Annotated in this window: 19 protein-coding genes; 11 read left to right on the top strand and 8 right to left on the bottom strand. The window is 69.4% G+C overall.

Annotated features, from left to right (window positions below; genetic code table 11):
* Window positions 1-100: 100 nt before the first annotated feature.
* Window positions 101-1,375 (top strand): M24 family metallopeptidase, encoded by a 1,275-nt coding sequence (locus tag NGM10_RS16250; protein ID WP_253484607.1) that lies wholly within the window; start codon window positions 101-103, stop codon window positions 1,373-1,375.
* Between the two features lie 58 nt (window positions 1,376-1,433).
* On the opposite strand, the gene NGM10_RS16255 is transcribed toward NGM10_RS16250, so the two are convergent.
* Window positions 1,434-2,291, bottom strand: coding sequence for a universal stress protein (locus NGM10_RS16255; RefSeq protein WP_253484609.1), 858 nt, complete (start codon window positions 2,289-2,291; stop codon window positions 1,434-1,436).
* Between the two features lie 195 nt (window positions 2,292-2,486).
* On the opposite strand from NGM10_RS16255, the gene NGM10_RS16260 reads away from it, so the two are divergent.
* Entirely contained in the window at window positions 2,487-3,491 is a 1,005-nt protein-coding gene (locus NGM10_RS16260) for an LLM class flavin-dependent oxidoreductase (protein WP_253484611.1), read from the top strand.
* Between the two features lie 196 nt (window positions 3,492-3,687).
* Complete coding sequence (locus NGM10_RS16265) at window positions 3,688-3,882, top strand: hypothetical protein (protein WP_253484613.1); 195 nt, start codon at window positions 3,688-3,690, stop codon at window positions 3,880-3,882.
* Between the two features lies 1 nt (window position 3,883).
* Here NGM10_RS16265 and NGM10_RS16270 read toward each other — a convergent pair whose 3' ends face one another.
* On the bottom strand, window positions 3,884-4,297 hold the full coding sequence (locus NGM10_RS16270; RefSeq protein ID WP_253484614.1) for an EamA family transporter: 414 nt from the start codon (window positions 4,295-4,297) through the stop codon (window positions 3,884-3,886).
* A gap of 250 nt (window positions 4,298-4,547) precedes the next feature.
* On the opposite strand from NGM10_RS16270, the gene NGM10_RS16275 reads away from it, so the two are divergent.
* Complete coding sequence (locus tag NGM10_RS16275) at window positions 4,548-5,846, top strand: hypothetical protein (protein WP_253484616.1); 1,299 nt, start codon at window positions 4,548-4,550, stop codon at window positions 5,844-5,846.
* A 61-nt stretch (window positions 5,847-5,907) separates the two neighbouring features.
* On the opposite strand, the gene NGM10_RS16280 is transcribed toward NGM10_RS16275, so the two are convergent.
* Window positions 5,908-6,333: a helix-turn-helix domain-containing protein gene (locus NGM10_RS16280; RefSeq protein ID WP_253484618.1), complete on the bottom strand. Its 426-nt coding sequence runs from the start codon at window positions 6,331-6,333 to the stop codon at window positions 5,908-5,910.
* Window positions 6,334-6,459: 126 nt separating this feature from the next.
* Here NGM10_RS16280 and dgoD point away from each other — a divergent pair, with 126 nt between their 5' ends.
* From dgoD to NGM10_RS16300, 4 genes are all read left to right on the top strand, one after another.
* Window positions 6,460-7,608 carry a galactonate dehydratase gene (gene dgoD / locus NGM10_RS16285; RefSeq protein WP_253484620.1) on the top strand — a complete coding sequence of 383 codons (1,149 nt, stop codon included), beginning with the start codon at window positions 6,460-6,462 and terminating at the stop codon, window positions 7,606-7,608.
* 2 nt (window positions 7,609-7,610) lie between these two features.
* Complete coding sequence (locus NGM10_RS16290; protein ID WP_253484623.1) at window positions 7,611-7,955, top strand: DUF8048 family protein; 345 nt, start codon at window positions 7,611-7,613, stop codon at window positions 7,953-7,955.
* Between the two features lie 157 nt (window positions 7,956-8,112).
* A complete protein-coding gene (locus NGM10_RS16295; RefSeq protein ID WP_253484626.1) occupies window positions 8,113-8,469 on the top strand; it encodes a HalOD1 output domain-containing protein in 357 nt (118 codons plus the stop codon).
* 130 nt (window positions 8,470-8,599) lie between these two features.
* A complete protein-coding gene (locus NGM10_RS16300) occupies window positions 8,600-8,869 on the top strand; it encodes a hypothetical protein (RefSeq protein ID WP_253484629.1) in 270 nt (89 codons plus the stop codon).
* Between the two features lie 39 nt (window positions 8,870-8,908).
* On the opposite strand, the gene NGM10_RS16305 is transcribed toward NGM10_RS16300, so the two are convergent.
* Both NGM10_RS16305 and NGM10_RS16310 read right to left on the bottom strand, forming a co-directional pair.
* On the bottom strand, window positions 8,909-11,059 hold the full coding sequence (locus tag NGM10_RS16305) for a S9 family peptidase (RefSeq protein WP_253484632.1): 2,151 nt from the start codon (window positions 11,057-11,059) through the stop codon (window positions 8,909-8,911).
* Window positions 11,060-11,192: 133 nt separating this feature from the next.
* A complete protein-coding gene (locus NGM10_RS16310; RefSeq protein WP_253484635.1) occupies window positions 11,193-11,474 on the bottom strand; it encodes a DUF7967 family protein in 282 nt (93 codons plus the stop codon).
* Window positions 11,475-11,573: 99 nt separating this feature from the next.
* Between NGM10_RS16310 and NGM10_RS16315 the strand changes: the two genes are divergently transcribed.
* Complete coding sequence (locus NGM10_RS16315; RefSeq protein ID WP_253484638.1) at window positions 11,574-12,011, top strand: RidA family protein; 438 nt, start codon at window positions 11,574-11,576, stop codon at window positions 12,009-12,011.
* A 65-nt stretch (window positions 12,012-12,076) separates the two neighbouring features.
* Here the strand turns inward: NGM10_RS16315 and NGM10_RS16320 are convergent, their stop codons facing one another.
* On the bottom strand, window positions 12,077-13,867 hold the full coding sequence (locus NGM10_RS16320; protein WP_253484642.1) for an asparagine synthase-related protein: 1,791 nt from the start codon (window positions 13,865-13,867) through the stop codon (window positions 12,077-12,079).
* A gap of 257 nt (window positions 13,868-14,124) precedes the next feature.
* On the opposite strand from NGM10_RS16320, the gene trxA reads away from it, so the two are divergent.
* Together trxA and NGM10_RS16330 are read left to right on the top strand one after the other, a co-directional pair.
* The gene (trxA, locus tag NGM10_RS16325; RefSeq protein WP_253484645.1) at window positions 14,125-14,520 is read left to right on the top strand and encodes a thioredoxin; all 396 of its coding nucleotides are present in this window, start codon (window positions 14,125-14,127) and stop codon (window positions 14,518-14,520) included.
* Between the two features lie 47 nt (window positions 14,521-14,567).
* A complete protein-coding gene (locus NGM10_RS16330; RefSeq protein ID WP_253484648.1) occupies window positions 14,568-15,122 on the top strand; it encodes a class I SAM-dependent methyltransferase in 555 nt (184 codons plus the stop codon).
* 6 nt (window positions 15,123-15,128) lie between these two features.
* On the opposite strand, the gene NGM10_RS16335 is transcribed toward NGM10_RS16330, so the two are convergent.
* Window positions 15,129-15,527 carry a hypothetical protein gene (locus NGM10_RS16335; protein ID WP_253484650.1) on the bottom strand — a complete coding sequence of 133 codons (399 nt, stop codon included), beginning with the start codon at window positions 15,525-15,527 and terminating at the stop codon, window positions 15,129-15,131.
* Between the two features lie 9 nt (window positions 15,528-15,536).
* Complete coding sequence (locus NGM10_RS16340) at window positions 15,537-16,406, bottom strand: hypothetical protein (protein ID WP_253484653.1); 870 nt, start codon at window positions 16,404-16,406, stop codon at window positions 15,537-15,539.
* Between the last annotated feature and the right edge of the window lie 69 nt (window positions 16,407-16,475).

Consider the following 16,475-nt stretch of genomic DNA (forward strand, 5'->3'; position numbering starts at 1 on the left):
CGGGAAGCGGAGACGACGGTATCGGGGAGCGGGGATTTTTCCCGCCCCCGTGCGCGCGAATCCACCTACTTTCATTATCTCGCCCGGAGTACCCGCGGGCATGGGATTTTATCAGCGCGATTTCATGGAAGGCACGCGCGGCACGATGGGCGTCGACTGGGAGGAACGGATAAACTTCCAGCGCATGCGCGAGGAGCGCAAGGAACGCGCCCTCGAACGCATGCGCGAGCAGGGTCTCGGCTCGATGCTCCTGATAAACGACCCTAACGTTCGATACGTGACGGGACTCGCCATGACCGGCGGGTCGGGTGCCGATCACTACACCCTGCTCACGGAGGACGGCGACGTGGTCCACTGGGACACCGCCGACCACGCGAGCAACCAGCAGTTCAACTGCCCGTGGCTCGACGACATCCGGTACGCCGCCCCCGGACTGGGGAACGTCCCGCGAGCGTCGGGCAGTAGCTCGGCCCGGCGTTGGCTCAAGGGCAAGATGGCCGATCTGGTCGTGGAGGCGATGGACGAGTACGGCGTCCGAAAGGAGCCGATGGGAATCGACGTGGGCAATCGGGCGCTCGTCTCTGCGTTCGAGGACCGCGGGGTCGACGTGCGCCCCGGCGAGTGCGCGCAGGTGATGGAGGACGCCCGGAAGACGAAGACCCGCGACGAGATAGAGTGCCTGCGGATGGTGGCGGCGCTCTGTGAGGCCGGATTCCAGCGGATCACCGAGACCGCCAAGCCCGGCATGCGCGAGTCGGAGGTGTGGGGCGAGGCCACGAAGGAGCTCTGGCGGCTCGGCGCGATGGTGCAGGGCGGCTACGTGACCTCGGGGCCGAACACCTGGCCCAAGCATCAGGCCAACACCACCGACCGCGTCATCCGGCCGGGCGACCTCGTGTACGCCGACTTCTACAACATCGGGTTCATGGGCTATCGGTCGTGCTACTACCGGACCTTCTCGCTCGGGGAACCCACCGAGGCCCAGAAAGACGCCTACGAGAAGGCCCGCGACGACCTCTACGACGTGCTCGAACGAATCGAACCGGGAGCCACGACCGACGAAATCTGTCGGGGCTTCCCCGACGAGGAGGGCGAGCACATGGACTGGTACGGCGCGGAGGACTTCTGGGAGATGACCACCAACCACTGGGCCCACGGCCTTGGCCTCCAGCTCTACGAGGTCCCGCTCATCTGGCGGGGGCTCTCGCCCGACCACCCCATCGAGATCGAGGAGGGGATGACCATGGCGGTCGAGACGATGCGGCCCGCCGACCGGCAGGGCGTCCGTGTCGAGGAGATGGTGGTCGTCCGCGAGAACGGCGTCGAGATACTGAGCCAGTGGCCGGTCGAGGAGATAACGACCATCGAACACTGACGGGCGCGAGCCGGTTCGGCGACCGACTCCCCGGTCGCTTTCGGGGTCGGCCCCGCGTTCACTCCCGGACCGTCAGCACCGGCACGGGCGAGGAGCGGATCAGCTTCTCGGTCACGCCGCCGAGCAGGATGCGCTCGGTCGCACCCTGTCCGGTGGTCCCCATCGCGACGAGGTCCACGCCCTCCGCGTCCACGTACGAACCGATCTCGTCGGCGGCTCGTCCGGTCTCGACGCGCTCGACGACGTTCTCGACGCCCGCTTCTGTCGCGCGGTCTGCGACATCCGACACCGCGTCCTCGGCGGCCTCCCGGAGCTGGGCGTCCGAGAGCTCCGAGCGAACGTCGAGGCCCAGCGAGCCGGAATCGGCGACCGAGAGGACGTGAAGCGTCGCGTCGAGGTCGGCCGCGATGTCGACCGCGAGCGCCGCGGCCGCGGCCGCGGCGTCGCTCCCGTCGGTCGCCACCAGCACGTCCTCGTAGGGGAACGGCGTCCGGGCCTCCTCCATCCGGACGGTGACCACCGGGACCGGCGAGAGCCGGACCACCTTCTCGGTCACGCTCCCGAGGAGGTACCGCGAGATGCCGCTCCGGCCGTGGGTTGGCATCACCACGAGGTCGGCGTGGGCGTCGGCGTACTCCGCGATGGTCTGGGCGGGCTTGCCCTGCACCACGTCGGTCCGGCAGTCGATTCCGGCCTCGGAGAGCTCGGCGGCGGCGTCCTCGACGATTCGTTCGCCCTCGTGTTCGAGCGCGTCGACGACCTCGGTCCCGACCATCGTCACGCTGTCGCGGTTGGTGTCGGCGACGAACAGGACCCTGACCGTCCCACCGAACCGCTCGGCGATGTCTCCGGCGTGTCGAATCGCCGCGTCGGCACCGTCGCTTCCGTCCACCGGCACGAGGATGTCTTCGAGCATTGTCGATGTCGGTGGCTTCGTGGGACGACCCCAAGAGGTTTTCCCGTCCGACGGGGCCGACGCGTCGGCCCCGTCGGACGGAAAACCCGAACGGGACCGGTCCGACCGGCGACCGTGCGGGACTCGCCGGGCCGATTCTTCGTGGGAGACTCGTCGCTCATAAAACACTAAGTCGGCCCCGACCGACTCCCCGGCATGGACATCGGCACGGGACTGTTCACCTGCCAGCGCCAACCCGACGACGACCGCTCGATGACCGAAATCTACGACGAGATGCTCGAACTCGGGCGGGCCATCGACGACGCGGGACTCGCGAGCGCGTGGGTCTCCGAGCACCACTTCGCCGACGACGGCTACCTCTCGGCGACGATGCCCGCGCTGGGTGCGCTGGCGGCCGAGACCGACACGGTCGAGCTCGGCACCTGCATCGCGCTCGCGCCCCTCTACGACGCGGTCCGGCTCGCCGAGGACGCCGCGACGGTCGACCTGCTGGCCGACGGTCGGCTCACGCTCGGGCTCGCAATCGGGTCGAACCCCCGCGAGTTCGAGGAGTTCGGCGTCCCCCGCGAGGAGCGCGTCGAGCGCATGCGCGACGCGACCGCGGTCCTCCGCGGGGCGTGGTCCGACGGCCCCCTCGACTACGACGCCGAGTTCCACGACGTGTCCCCGGACGCGAACGTGACGCCCAAGCCCGACTCGGACATCCCCGTCATGTACGGCGGGTCGGCCAAGCCCGCGGTCCGGCGGGCGGCCCGCGAGGCCGACGCGTGGTGTGCGCCCTCCGCGCTCTCGGTGGAGGGGGTCCGCAAGCGGGTCGAGGACATCCGGACCGTCCGCGAGGAGGAGGGAATCGAGGGCGACTTCCAGATATACGTCCTCCAGCACGGGTTCGTCGGCGACTCGGCCGAAGAGGCGTGGGAGACGATGAAAGACGGCTACCTCTACATCCAGCGCCGATACGCCGAGATATTCTCGGGCGAGGCGGTCGAGCAGCTGTCCGACGAGCGAAGGCGAGAGCTGAGAGAGCAGGCCGTCTTCGGGACGCCCGAGCAGGTCGTCGAGGGGCTGGAGGAGTACCGCGAGGCGCTCGGCGACGATATCCACTTCGTGTTCCGGACCTACCACCCCGGAATCGGTACCGACCGGATGGTCGAGTGCGTAGAGCGCCTCGGCGACGAGGTGGTGCCCGCCTTCGAGTGACTGCCCGGTCACCCTCTCGGAGTGAACGCTCGGTCACCGTTCCCGAGTGACCGACCGGTCACCGGTCCCGAGTGAACGCTCGGTCGCCCTTTCCGGCAGGGCTGGCAGACGGTCGCCGTCGGTCGCCGACCGACGGCGACCGCTCGCTCGGGCCCGACTCCCCACACTTAACTTCCGGGGGGCCGTCGCGTCCGACATGGCTTCGACGTGGCGGCAACTGCTCCCGCAGTTCTTGATAATGATGTTGCTCTACTTCGTCTTCGTCGCGGCGCTGGCGGCGGCCGGTATCGACGGGTTCGTCGTCAGGATAGCCGTGGCGCTGGCGGTCGCGTTCGGGTATCCCGTGGTGCTTCGCCGTCTCGGGCGGGCACCCCCGGCGTGGGAGCGGTAGGTCAGGTCGAGAGCAACGCGACCGCGCCGACCGCGAGCGCGATGGCCGCCGCGTCCCGGAGGCCGACCGACTCGCCGAGGAACACCGCGCCGAGGACCGCCGCGACCACGAAGTAGAGCGCGGTGACGGTGGTGACGATTCCCGAGGCCCCGTACTGGAGCGCGGCGTAGTAGCTCACCGCGCCGACGCCCGAGAACAGACCGCCAGCGACCGCGTAGCCGACGCCGACCCCCGAGAGCGTCGGCGAGAGGCCCTGTGAGGCGATGTACCCCACCGCGATTCCGATACCCGCGAGGTACGATATCACCATCGCCACCGCGGGGTCGAGCGTTCGCGTCGCGAGGTCGGCGAACATCGCCCAGACGCCCCACGAGACCATGCCCACGCCAGCCAACAGGAGTGCCGTCCGCGTCATTGTCGGAGGGAATCGGTCGGGGAACATACCGCTTCGGATTCGACAGGACCGCCCTATCGCGGGACAGACGGCGTATAACAAAACGGGTCGGGCGGTCAGTAGCGCGCATGCGGAGAGCCACACTGTCCGTAGCTCTGGTGGCGCTCGCGGTCGGCGGGAGCGTCGTCGCGCTCGCGGGCGCGAGCGCGACGACCGCGACCGGCCACGAGGGGCCACCGCCGACGACCCCCGAGAGCGCGCACCGCCCGAGTTGCCCGAGCAGTGGCGACACACCTACGGCGCGAGCGGCGACGACACCTTCGCCGACCTCGTGCCGACCGACGACGGCGGCTACCTCCTCGTCGGGTGGACCGAGGACGGCGACCGAGACGGCTGGGTCCTCAAGACCGACGGCGGCGGCGAGAAGGAGTGGGAGCGGAGCCTCGGCGGGAACGGGACCGACCGCTTCTACGGCGTCGCCGAGACCGACGACGGCTACCTGCTCGCTGGCCGGACCGACCAGAATAGTGGGCCGAACGGCTGGATAGTCGAACTGAGTTCCGACGGCGACCTCGAAGACGAGCGAATCGCGGATCCGGGCGCGTTCTACGCCCTCGAACCCGACGACTCGGGCTACCTCCTCGCCGGATGGACCCGCGGCGACGGCCGGGAGGGACGGGCGACGAAACTCGGCTCGGACGGCGCTACGGAGTGGTCCGAGACCTACGCGACCCCCGAGGGGTACGACGCGGGCTACCTCCGGGCAATCGTGCCGACCGACGACGGCTACTACCTCGCCGGGAAGACCGAGGGCGACAGCGACGACGGGTGGGCGCTGTCGGTCGATTCCGACGGGAGCCAGAACTGGCAGTCCACGGCCGGGGGACCAGACAGAGACGACGTGTGGGCGGCCGCGCCCGCCGGGGACGGGGAGTCCGACGCGGGGTTCGTGATGGCTGGCGAGACCGAGAGCAACGCCACCGGCCCGCGGGACGGCTGGCTGGTGAAGTTCGACGACGACGGGGAGGTCGAGTGGGAACGCAGACACGGCGGCGATGGCACCCAGTGGCTCGACTCCGCGATGGCGACCGACGATGGGTTCCTGTTCACCGGGAGTTCCGATGCGAACTCCGACAGCGTGGACGGCTACGTGCTGGCGACCGACCCCGAGGGGGAGGTCGCGTGGGAGTCCTACTACGGCACCGACTCGTGGGACAAGCCGTGGCCAGCCGTCCGCGCCCACGGCGGCGGCTACGTCCTCGCGGGACAGACCGCGGGCGACGGCGCGGAGGGCAGGGACGGCTGGATGCTCCGCATCGGCGGCGCAGACGGGAATTCGACGGAAGACGGGACGGAATCGTCCGAGACCGCCGAGGACACCGAGAGCGAAACCGCGGACGAAACGACCGCAGAACCGCCCGATGGGACCACCGCAGAAGACGGCGCGATGGAGGCCGAGACCGCCACCGGTACCGAGGAGTCGGCCAGCGACGTGCCCGGATTCGGCGTCGGCGTGGCGCTACTCGCGCTCGCCGCGCTGGTCTCGGCGCTCGCGGTCGCTCGGCGGTGAACCGCCGAGCGACCGCGCGAGGAGTCGGTTTCACGCCCAGAGCGGCCACATCTGCGGGCGGTCACTCCTCCGCGTCGGCCTCCCGAATCAGCCGCCGGACGTGCCCGAGCGAGTAGGAGACGCCGTACTCGCGCTCGATGAGGTCCCGGACCAGTTCGGGCGTCCACGAGGCCGCGTCGAAGCCGTAGGCCTCGGGCGAGTCGGCGAGCGCCCCGAACACGGCCTCGCGGTCGGCGTCGTCGAGTTCGCTCGGCCTGCCGGGGCGGTCGCCGTCCTCGACCGCGGCCGACACGGATTCGGCGGCGAATCGGTCGAGCCAGTAGTAGAGGGTCGACTCCGGAATCCCGTAGCGCTCGGAGAGGGTCGAGACCGGTACCCCGTCCTTGTAGGCCAGCGCGACCATCAGGCGCTTGGCGGCCTTCGCGCTCTCGACCGCATCGAGTTCGGCGCGGAGCGACGCGCGCGAGACGCCGTCGAGTTTGTCCATCGTCCGGAACTACCCGATATCGGACCATAATTCTGTCCGTTCGAGTCGGAACTCGCGGGGTCGGGGCCGAACGCGCCGACTCCGCCGCCCCCGGGGTTAATGCGCTGGCGGTCGTAGCCCGGCGACATGAGCGTCACCGACTACGAACTGTTCGAGGTGCCCCCGCGGTGGCTGTTCCTGCGCCTCGAAACGAGCGACGGACTCGTGGGGTGGGGCGAACCGGTCGTCGAGGGGCGGGCCGGGACGGTCCGGACGGCGGTCGAGGAACTGCTTGAGGGGTACCTGCTCGGCGAGGACCCCGCGCGCATCGAGGACCACTGGCAGACCCACTACCGCGGGGGGTTCTATCGGGGCGGGCCGGTCCTGATGTCGGCCATCGCGGGCGTCGATCAGGCGCTCTGGGACATCAAGGGCAAGCGACTCGGCGCGCCGGTCCACGAACTCCTCGGCGGGAGGGCGCGCGACCGAATCCGTGTCTACCAGTGGATCGGCGGCGACCGGCCGGACGACGTGGGCGAGGCCGCCCGCGAGAAGGTCGCGGAGGGGTTCACCGCGCTCAAGATGAACGCCACGCCCGAGTTAGAGCGAATCGACACCCCCGCCGCGGTCGCGGCGGCCGCCGACCGCCTCGCGGAGGTCCGCGAGGCGGTCGGCGACGATGTCGGCATCGGCGTCGACTTCCACGGCCGGGCGAGCAAGTCGATGGCGAAACGGCTGGTCGCGGCGCTCGAACCCCACGACCCGATGTTCGTCGAGGAGCCGGTCCTGCCCGAGCACAACGACGCCCTCCCCGACATCGCGGCCCGAACGACGGTACCCATCGCCACGGGCGAGCGGCTGTACTCCCGGTGGGACTTCAAGCAGGTCTTCGAGTCGGGCGCGGTCGACGTGGTCCAGCCCGACCCGAGCCACGCCGGGGGAATTACCGAGGTCCACAAAATCGCGAGCATGGCCGAGACCTACGACGTGGCGCTCGCGCCCCACTGCCCGCTCGGTCCGGTCGCGCTGGCCGCCGCGCTCCAGATCGACGCCTGCACGCCCAACGCCCTGATTCAGGAGCAGAGCCTCGGCATCCACTACAACGAGGACAGCGACGTGCTCGACTACCTCGCCGACCCGAGCGTCTTCGAGTTCGATTCGGGCTTCGTCGCGATACCGGACGGTCCGGGGCTCGGCGTCGAGGTCGACGAGTCGGTCGTCCGCGAGCGCGCGGGCGAGGTGAACTGGCGCAATCCCGTCTGGAGACACGAGGACGGGAGCGTCGCGGAGTGGTGACGATGGCCGACCCGCTCGACCCGTTCTCCGGCGTGGAGGAAGAGGACGCCCGCGACCTCGCGGCCCGCCACCAGCGGCTCGTCCGGGAGTTCTCCGACCTCTCGGTCGCCGACGTGGTCTACGAGTACCGGACGCGCTTCCACCGCGACCCCCTCGTGGCGCGCGACGGGGCCGCGTACTACCTCTCGGTCCGGAGCCACGTCTGGGAGGACTTCGCCGACCGACTGGAAACGAGCGAGGCGGAACTCGCGCGCCTGAAGGCCGTCCACGCCGAGGCGTTCCGGGCGGGCGTCGGCGACCCGGACGACCACGAGGGCGAACCGCTGGTGCTTGTCGAGGAGGACTGAGGCCGACGGGAGCCGTTCGGCTCCCGTCGGCCATCCGACCCTTCATTCGTCGGTTGTATTACCCTATTCTCTCTGCCGGAAACCGTGAATTTTTTACCATCCGGCGTGCTTGGCACGGTAAGCCGAACCGAGGGAGCCGTTCGTCGGCGAGTAAATTATGAAGGGAGATACGACAGACATCGTGGAACGCGACCCCTCGCTCGACAGCGACGGGCGCGCGGCGTACCGTGTGAACACCGACGGGAGGGGCCTGACGGCCACAATCGTCGGGGCCGTCGCGGAGGTGGCCGACTGCGACCCGGTTTCGGAGGGATTCCGGCTGTACGACGTGGTAGACCCCGAAGCGCTGGAACGGCTCTTCCCCGACGACGCGGCCGACGGACGCGTCGTCGGAACGGTCACCTTCGAGCTACGTGGCTGTCGAGTCGAGGTCCACTCCGACGGCGAGCACGTCGTCTACGCGCCCGAGGAGGCCCACCACGACTCTCACTCGCCGTCGGTCGGGTCGGCGTAGTCCGAGCGCGGCGTTCTCCGGGAGTTGGTCCGTCCGAGCGCGGCGTTCTCCGAGAGCTGACCCATCAGAACGCGGTTGCGAAAAGGTGATGGGCCGTCGGTCGCAGGCTCCCTCACGGAGCGATTACCGAATGGCCGTCAGGAACAAGGTCTCGTTTTGGGAGATGTTCAGGGAGTTGCCGGGTCGGACCGCGGTGGCGAGCGTCGTCCCCGTCCTCCTCGGCGTCGCACAGCTGGTGAACGGCTACCTCCACGGCGTCCCGGTGACCCACACCGGCGCGTTCGCCGTGGTGATGGCGGCCGCCGCGGTGGTGGTGACCCGGTACCACCTCGTGGCGTTCCACCGCGCGAAACTCCAGCGGAGCGTCTTCGGCGACCGCGGGCCCGTCTCCGACGACTGACTCGCGGAACTCGGGCGAACGAGTCGCGAGCTTCGGGACTCACGACGACTCGACCGCCGGGTCGTGGCGCGCGAACCAGTCGGTGAGTTCCTCCAGTCGATGGACCGCCCGGTCGGGGTCGCCGATGTTGTGATGCTCGTCGGGGTACACGACGAGGCGGGCGGGCACGCCCTGCTTCTTCACGCTGACGTAGAGCTGTTCGCTCTGGGAGGGCGGACACCGCCAGTCCTCGCCGCCCGCGGTCACGAGCAGGGGCGTCTCCACCTCGCCCACGTCGAGGATGCTCGAACTCGCGTCGTAGCCCTCGGGGTCCTCCCACGGCAGGCCGAAGTCGTCCTCCCACCAGACGTGGCTGTCGTCGGTGCCGAACGCCGACCGGAAGTCGTAGAGGCCGTGTTCGGCCGCTGCCGCGGCGAACCGGTCGCTCGCCGTGATCAGGTAGCCCGTGGTGATACCGCCGTACGAGAAGCCGGTGGCGAAACACCGGTCGGGGTCTGCCCACCCGCGCTCGACCAGTTCCTCGACGCCCGCGAGCACGTCGTCGCGCTCTCGGGGTCCCCACTCACCGCGAATCTGCTCGCTGAATTCGCGGCCGTACGAGGAACTCCCGCGGTAGTTCGTCCGGAGGACGACGTACCCCCTCCCGGTGAAGTGGGCGTACTCGAACGAGAAGGTCGGCGCGTCGTAGGAGATGGGCCCGCCGTGGATTGAGGCGACCAGCGGCCGGGGGTCGGGGTCCTCGGGGTCGAAGTCGGTGGGCAGGTACGCGAGGGCCTCTATCTCCTGGCCGTCGGACTCGACGGTGAGTCGGCGACACTCCGGGAGTTCGGCGTCGGCCAGCAGGTCCTCGTTGACCGCCGAGATTCGGGTGGGTTCGACCGCGGCGTCGCCGTCGGCGACGCCGCGGTCGGCGGTAGCGGGGGAGGCGGCATCGAGGCCCGCCGCGTCGACGGCGTACACGTCCGTTCCCTCCTGCGGGTCCGAGAGGACGACCGCCGCGGTGCCACCGCGGCAGTCGAACCCCTCGATGGTCCGGCCGCGACCCTGCGCGTGGAAGATTCGCTTGGGTTCGCCGTCGGCCGGGAACCGGACGAGTCGGGTCAGCCCCTCGTCGCCGACGGCCGCGAGCACGTCGTCTCCCCGCCACCCGAGCGACCCGTACCGCGCGACGGTCCGGTCGAGGTCGGCAGACCTCGACCGGACCGTGGCTCCCGAGTCGAGGTCTGCGACGAAGACCTCGGAGGGAACGTACCAGTTCTCGGGGTCGCCGCCGACGAACGCGAGGCGCTCGCCGTCGGACGCGTCCGACGAGCCTCCGGTCGCGTCGCTTCCGGAGACGCCCTCGGGGTGCCACCGGAGCCGGGAGGCGGTGAGGTCCGAGTCGGTCACCTTCCGGCAGGCGGAGCCGTCGGGCGAGATCAGGTACACGTCCATCACATGGTTGTCGTCGGGCCTGTCGGTCCGGTTCGAGAGGAAGGCGATGTCATCCCCCGCGGGCGACCACGCGGGCTGGAGGCCGAGCGCGGGTTCGCGCGCACCGCCGCCGTAGGCGTCGTCGAGGCGTTCGGCCTCGCGGGTGTCGCAGTCGACGACGAACAGGTAGGTGGTCACGTCGTCGAGCCAGCCCTTCCCGTCGTACTTGTGCTGGAGACGTTCGATCTCTATCGGGCCGTCCTCGTCGCGTCGGCGCTCCAGATACTCGCGCTGGTCGTCGGTCGGGTCGCGGGCGGCGACGACGAGACGGTCGCCCTCCGGACCCCAGTCGAACGACCGCGCGCCCTCCTCGAAGTCGGTGAGCTGTCGGGCGTCGCCGCCGCGTTCGAGGTCGAAGGCCCAGACCTGCGTCTTGGGTTCGTCGTCCGAACCGCCGTTCTCGTCGGCGTCTTCGGATTCGTCCGCGTCCTCGTCCCGCGAGACCGCGATTTCGGCGTCGGTCTCGCGGGCCGCGAGGAAGCCGAGTTTCGAGCCGTCGGGACTCCAGACCGGCGCGCTGGCGTCCGAGGCCCGCGAGAGGCGGTGGGGGTCCCGGGAGCCGTCGGTCGGCGCGACGAACACCGAACTCCGGCGGTCGTCCTCGGCGCGGTCGAACTCGGCGGCGACGAACGCCACGCGGCCCCCGTCGGGCGAGACCGCGAGGTCCGTCAACAGCGTGAGGTCGTAGAAGTCCTCGACTTCGAGCGGGTCGGGCATGGCAGTATCGTGGCGGTCGGACCACATTACGGTGTGGGTACGAGCGAGGGACGCGGGGTATCCGGGTAGGGAGAAGGGATGACGGGCGAGCGCCGAGGGCCGCGGCGAGGGCCGACGGCGTCGGCCCTCGCCGCTAAATCGGGTCGTCGGGGTCGTGTTCGTCGGCCATCCGCGTCGCCTCGGTCGCGTACCGCTCGCGCTCCTCCGGGTCGTCGACGCTCCCGAGGTCGCCGGGCGAGACGGCGAGCGCGGCGGTCGTGTCCCGGGCGTCGGAGAAGCTGGTGAGCGCCCGCTCCTTCCGGAAGTAGCGCTCGCCGTCGGGAGTCGCGTACACGAGGATGATGAGGTTCTGCTCGTCGTCGGAGTAGGTGCGCTCGACCAGCCAGACGCGAACGTCGTCGCTCTCTTCGGGCATGGTCGTACGGAAGCACGACAGGAACGTAGTGGTTTGGACCGAGTCGCATCCGAAACCCGACCCGGACATTTATTACGTATTGAGACGACATGATAACTGATGGACAAGACAGCCATCCTGCCCGAGGGACGCACCGTCGAGTCGGACGACCTCGACGAACCGGCGTCGTCGTACGGAACGGTAACCCACCACGCCGACCACGCTCGGGTGGTGTTCTCCGGGTCGATATGGCCCGAGGGCGGCGTTGCGGAGCAGGTGCGTCAAATTCTGGCCCACAAGGAGATGGCGCTCGGAGACCTCGGTGGGACCATGGACGACGTGGTCTCGATGCAGTTTTTCGTCCGAGACGACGTGCTGTCGCGCGAGACGCAGGGCGAGATTCACGAAGTTCGGAGCGAGTTCTTCTCGCGCCCCCACTATCCGGCGAGCACGATGGTCGGGGTCGCGAGCCTCCTCGACCCCGACGCGCTCGTCGAGGTCGAACTCGAAGCCGAGATTCCGAACGACGGCTGGGATACCGACGTTATCACGGGGTAGGCGCGTCGGGTCGACGTGCTCACGGGGTAGGAGCGGCCGGTCGGGGGAACGAACCGACCCCCGCATCAGTCCAGTGCCTGTTCAATCCAGACTTCGAGGTTGCAGATTCCCGAGATGGCGTTCCACTCGTCGGCCTCGCCCGCGAGGTGGTCGCGCCGGAGGTCCTCGACCGCGTCGCCCTCGAACAGGTCGCGGTCGCGCGCCGCGTCGAGCCACCCGTCCACGGGCTCGCGGACCTCCTCGCGGTCGCGGTACCAGTCGCTCCACGGAATCGAGGGGCGACCCGTGAGGAACTTCCAGCGCAGTTGCTTTCCGACGTAGCCCGCGTCGTGAAGCGCGAGCGGTCGCGCCGGAGCGAACCCGGTCCGCTCGTAGGGAATCCGGTCGAGTCCGCCGTCGAGTTCGACGAGGACCTCGCGCTTGAGCGGCGACATCGACCGCGGGATTCGCCCGCCCGTGCCCGGCACCGTGGCCCGCCGGAACCGCCTGAGGGGCATCCCCGCGGCGGTGTCGAGGAAGTCGCCGTCGGCGAACGGGATGCGCATGCCGACCTGACTCCGGACCGCCCGGTTGCCCCGGAAGTGGGCGTTCGACGGGACGTTGCGGAACCACGTATCCATGATGCGATTCGGGACGCTCGATTTCGTGCTCTCGGCGACCATCTCCCGGACCGAGTCGTCGGGCTCGACCGGGTCGTCGAGCAGCAACCGGACCCTGTCGGCGGGTTCCCTGCGGAACTCGAACATCGAGAGGAAGGCGTCGGCGGCCGAAGGCGCGTCGAGGTGGGAGGTCCAGACCTCCTCGCCGAGGAACTCCCCCTGCGGGGCGGCCTCCATCATCACGTCGACCTTGGCGTGGAGGTCGTCGAACACGAACCCCGGGGCGACGAGGTTCTGGTGGGGGACCATCCCGCCGAACGCGCAGACCGCCCGCTCGAAGTCCCGGGCGAAGTCGTCGGGGGTCTCCAGCACGAGGTCGTTGTCGACCCCGAGGGTCTCGGCGACCCGCCTCGCGGGGTCGAGGTTCGAGGCGTCGGGCGGGTTCGAATCGTAGGTGAAGGTTCGGAACCGGCCGTGCTCGCGGCGGAGGACGCCCGCCATCGTCCTGCTGTCGAGGCCGCCCGAGAGCCAGAGGCCGAGGCTTCCCTCGACGGTGTCGCTCGCGTCGGCGACCGCCCGGCGGTAGGTCGAGAGCGCGCGACTCACGTACCCCTCCTCGGGGAGGCGACCGAAGGTCGGCTCCCAGTAGCGCTCGCGAGAGGGACCGTCGTCTCGACCGCCCGTTCCGCCTTCTCCGGCCTCGACCCGGAGCATCGTGGCCGGGGCGAGCGCGTCGACGCCCTCCACGAGCGTCTTCCCGCCCAGCGCGAAGCCAAAGGAGAGCAGGTCCGAGGCGGTCCGGGCGTCCACCTCGGGGTCGTCGAGCCGCGAGGCGACGGCTCCGAGGTCGGAGCCGAAGACGGTTCCGTCGGGCGTCTCGGCGTGGTAGCAGTCCCGCGTGCCGAGCTTGTCGGTGGCGACGAGCAGGTCCCCGTCGCGGTCGGCCACCGCGAGCAGGAAGGGGCCGCTGAGTTCCGGGAGGACGACCGAGGGCCGGTCGAGGACCCGCTCGAAGACCTCGGCCATCGGGAGGCCGAGTCGGTCGCGGTTCGACACCGCGCCGTAGCAGACGCCGACCCCGTCGTCGCCCTCCCAAATCGCGTGGCCGCCGGGGTCCTTCTCCCCGTGGTGGACGAGCGCGAGTCCCGCCTCGCCCACCTCGAACCGCTCGGTCTCGTACCACTCCTCGCGGTCGAGTCTCTCGACAGCCGACGTGAGGGCGTCGCCGGTCAGGTTCCCGCCGATGACACCTACCATGTGCTCGAACGACCACGGATGCACCCATTGTTATTCGCTGGCGAATCCGGGGCAAAAATTGCGGAAAGTCGTATAGTCGGGGCATACGTCCGGGGAAACGGGGGGTTACCGGTCACGGATCGCCGGGCGTGGGGCCCCATCGGTCGATTGTCCACTCGCCGGGAAAGCGGCCGCGGCGACAGTTCCGGACGAGCGCGACTCAGTATTGCATACCCCACACACAATAGTTATGCCCCTCCGGCGACAAGGTGGAACCGATGAGCGAGGACGAACTCGAATCCATCCGTCAGGAAAAGCGCGAAGCCATTGTCGAGAACGCCGCCGCTCCCGACGCACCCGACGAGCCGATTCACGTCGGGAGCGTCGAGGAGTTCTCGACGGTCACCACCGACCACGGAGTCGTGCTGGTGGACTTCTACGCGGATTGGTGCGGTCCGTGCAATATGCTCGAACCGGTCGTCGAGTCGGTCGCCGCGAACACCGAGGCCGCGGTGGCGAAGGTCGACATCGACGAGCATCAGGGGCTGGCGAGCCAGTACGGCGTTCGGAGCGTCCCGACGCTCGTCCTGTTCGCCGACGGCGAACAGGTCGAGCAGGTCGTCGGGATGCAGGACGAGGCCGCCCTGACGAGGCTCGTCGACCGGTACGCGTGACCGAACCGAATACTCGATTTTAAGCCGGTCAGCCGCCAAACTTCACCATGGGCTTTCACACCTTCGACGCCGACCGAGCCGAGAAACTGGAGGACCAATCGCGCTATCGGTACCTCTCGCGCGAGGAGCTGGTCGCCGGGCTCGACCCCGACACGAGCGACGCGATAGCCGACCTCGGGAGCGGGACCGGCTTCTACACCGACGACGTCGCTCCCTTCGCGGGCGAGGTGCGGGCGGTGGACGTGCAGGCCGAGATGCACGAGGTCTACCGCGAGAAGGGCGTTCCCGAGAACGTCGCGCTGGTGACCGCCGACGTGGCCGACCTCCCGTTCGCCGACGGGGAACTGGACGCCGCGTTCTCGACCATGACCTTCCACGAGTTCGCGAGCCCCGAGTCGCTCGCGGAGGTCGCGCGCGTCCTCCGGTCGGGCGGGCGATTCGTGGTCGCCGACTGGACCGCCGCGGGCGACGGCGAAAGCGGGCCGCCCCTCGACGAGCGCTACGACCGCGAGCGAGCTGTCGAACTCCTCGACGAGGCGGGATTCGACGTGGTTCGCGCCGACGAGCGACCAGAGACGCTGTTCGCGGTCGCGGAGCGATAGCTCGCCTCAGAGGTCGGCGAGGACCGAGCCGATTCCGTAGCCGACGAGGGCGACGACCTGCCCGAGCGCGAGCGTCCCCGCGAGGAAGAACGCGAGGAAGCCGGGGTGAATCGGGTCTCCGAGCGGTTCGACGACCGCGCCGACCAGTCCCGCGGTGAGCGCGGCCGCGACCGGGGCGACGCCGACTCCGACGACGGTCGCCGCCGACAGGTCGTTCGCGCCGCACCAGCCCGCGACGAGCAACACGCACGTCCCCGCGAGGAGGTAGGTCGCGGTCGGCCACTGCGACCGCGTCGGTTCGCCAGCCGCGACGCTACTCGCGCCGACCAGCGCGACGTACAGCGCGACCAGCGCGGCGTAGGCGACGACCCCAAACGACAGCGCGTCTCGGAGTTCCGGGTTCATCGGGCGCGGTCAGGAAATCTTCGAGAGGTACCCGTTCGAGGAGTCGTCGCAGGTGTACCCGCTACCGTTACTCTGGTAGTAGAGCGTCTCTGAGTAATCGAGCGAATCCGTCCATGTGTCGGCGAGGGTTTGGCGCGATTCGCTGAAGCGATAATCGGGGTCGAGGAGTATCGTCCCGTGGTCCTGCACGTCGTAGTGGGCCTGCGAGACGACGCGACCGTCCGGAAGGTTCCACAGCCGGGCGTGCCACTGGCTCCCGGTGAGGTGCGAGCCGACCGACTTGGCGACGCCGCTGTCGTTCTCGGTGGCGTCCCCGTCGATGACCGCGTACCGGGTGAAACTCGGGAGGTCGGCGCACCAGCACTCGCCGCCCCACCAGCTCACGTCGTCGCGCATGGCCGACCGGATCTCGCCAGCCGACATGTCCACGTCCCAGGCGACGTTTATCGGCCCGGTTCGCTCGGCGGCCTCGGCGTTCTTGTAGCAGTACATCGGCAGGTCGTGGGTCCGAGTCCCCACCTCGCCGTTCGCGCCGGACTCCTGCGCCACGAACTCCGGCATGTGGGCCAGTACCGCGGTGTCGGGCTGGGTGACCTGAAATCGCCCCTCGCGGTCCCGGTACTCCTCGGGGAGCTGGTCGCGGGTGACGGTGGCCTCGTCGACGGTGACCGTCTCGGTTCCGAACTTCGCGCGGAGTCGCCCGCTCCTGAACTGCTCCTCGTAGTCGAAGGTGTCGTCGTCCCGCGGGGTGAATCGGTGCATCCGAACGCCCTCGACGCGAATCGGGCCGTCGGCGTCCTCGCTACTGCTCGCGGTACCGGCACCGAGTACGCCAGCGAGTCCGGCACCTGCGGCCGTGATGAAATTTCTCCTGTTCACGGAGGTGTAATTACGGGTGCGATACAAATTATTTTCCGTATTTAGGTATAAGGAAAGTAGAGTCTACGG

The organism is Halorussus salilacus, from assembly GCF_024138125.1.
Classification (GTDB): Archaea; Halobacteriota; Halobacteria; order Halobacteriales; family Haladaptataceae; genus Halorussus; species Halorussus salilacus.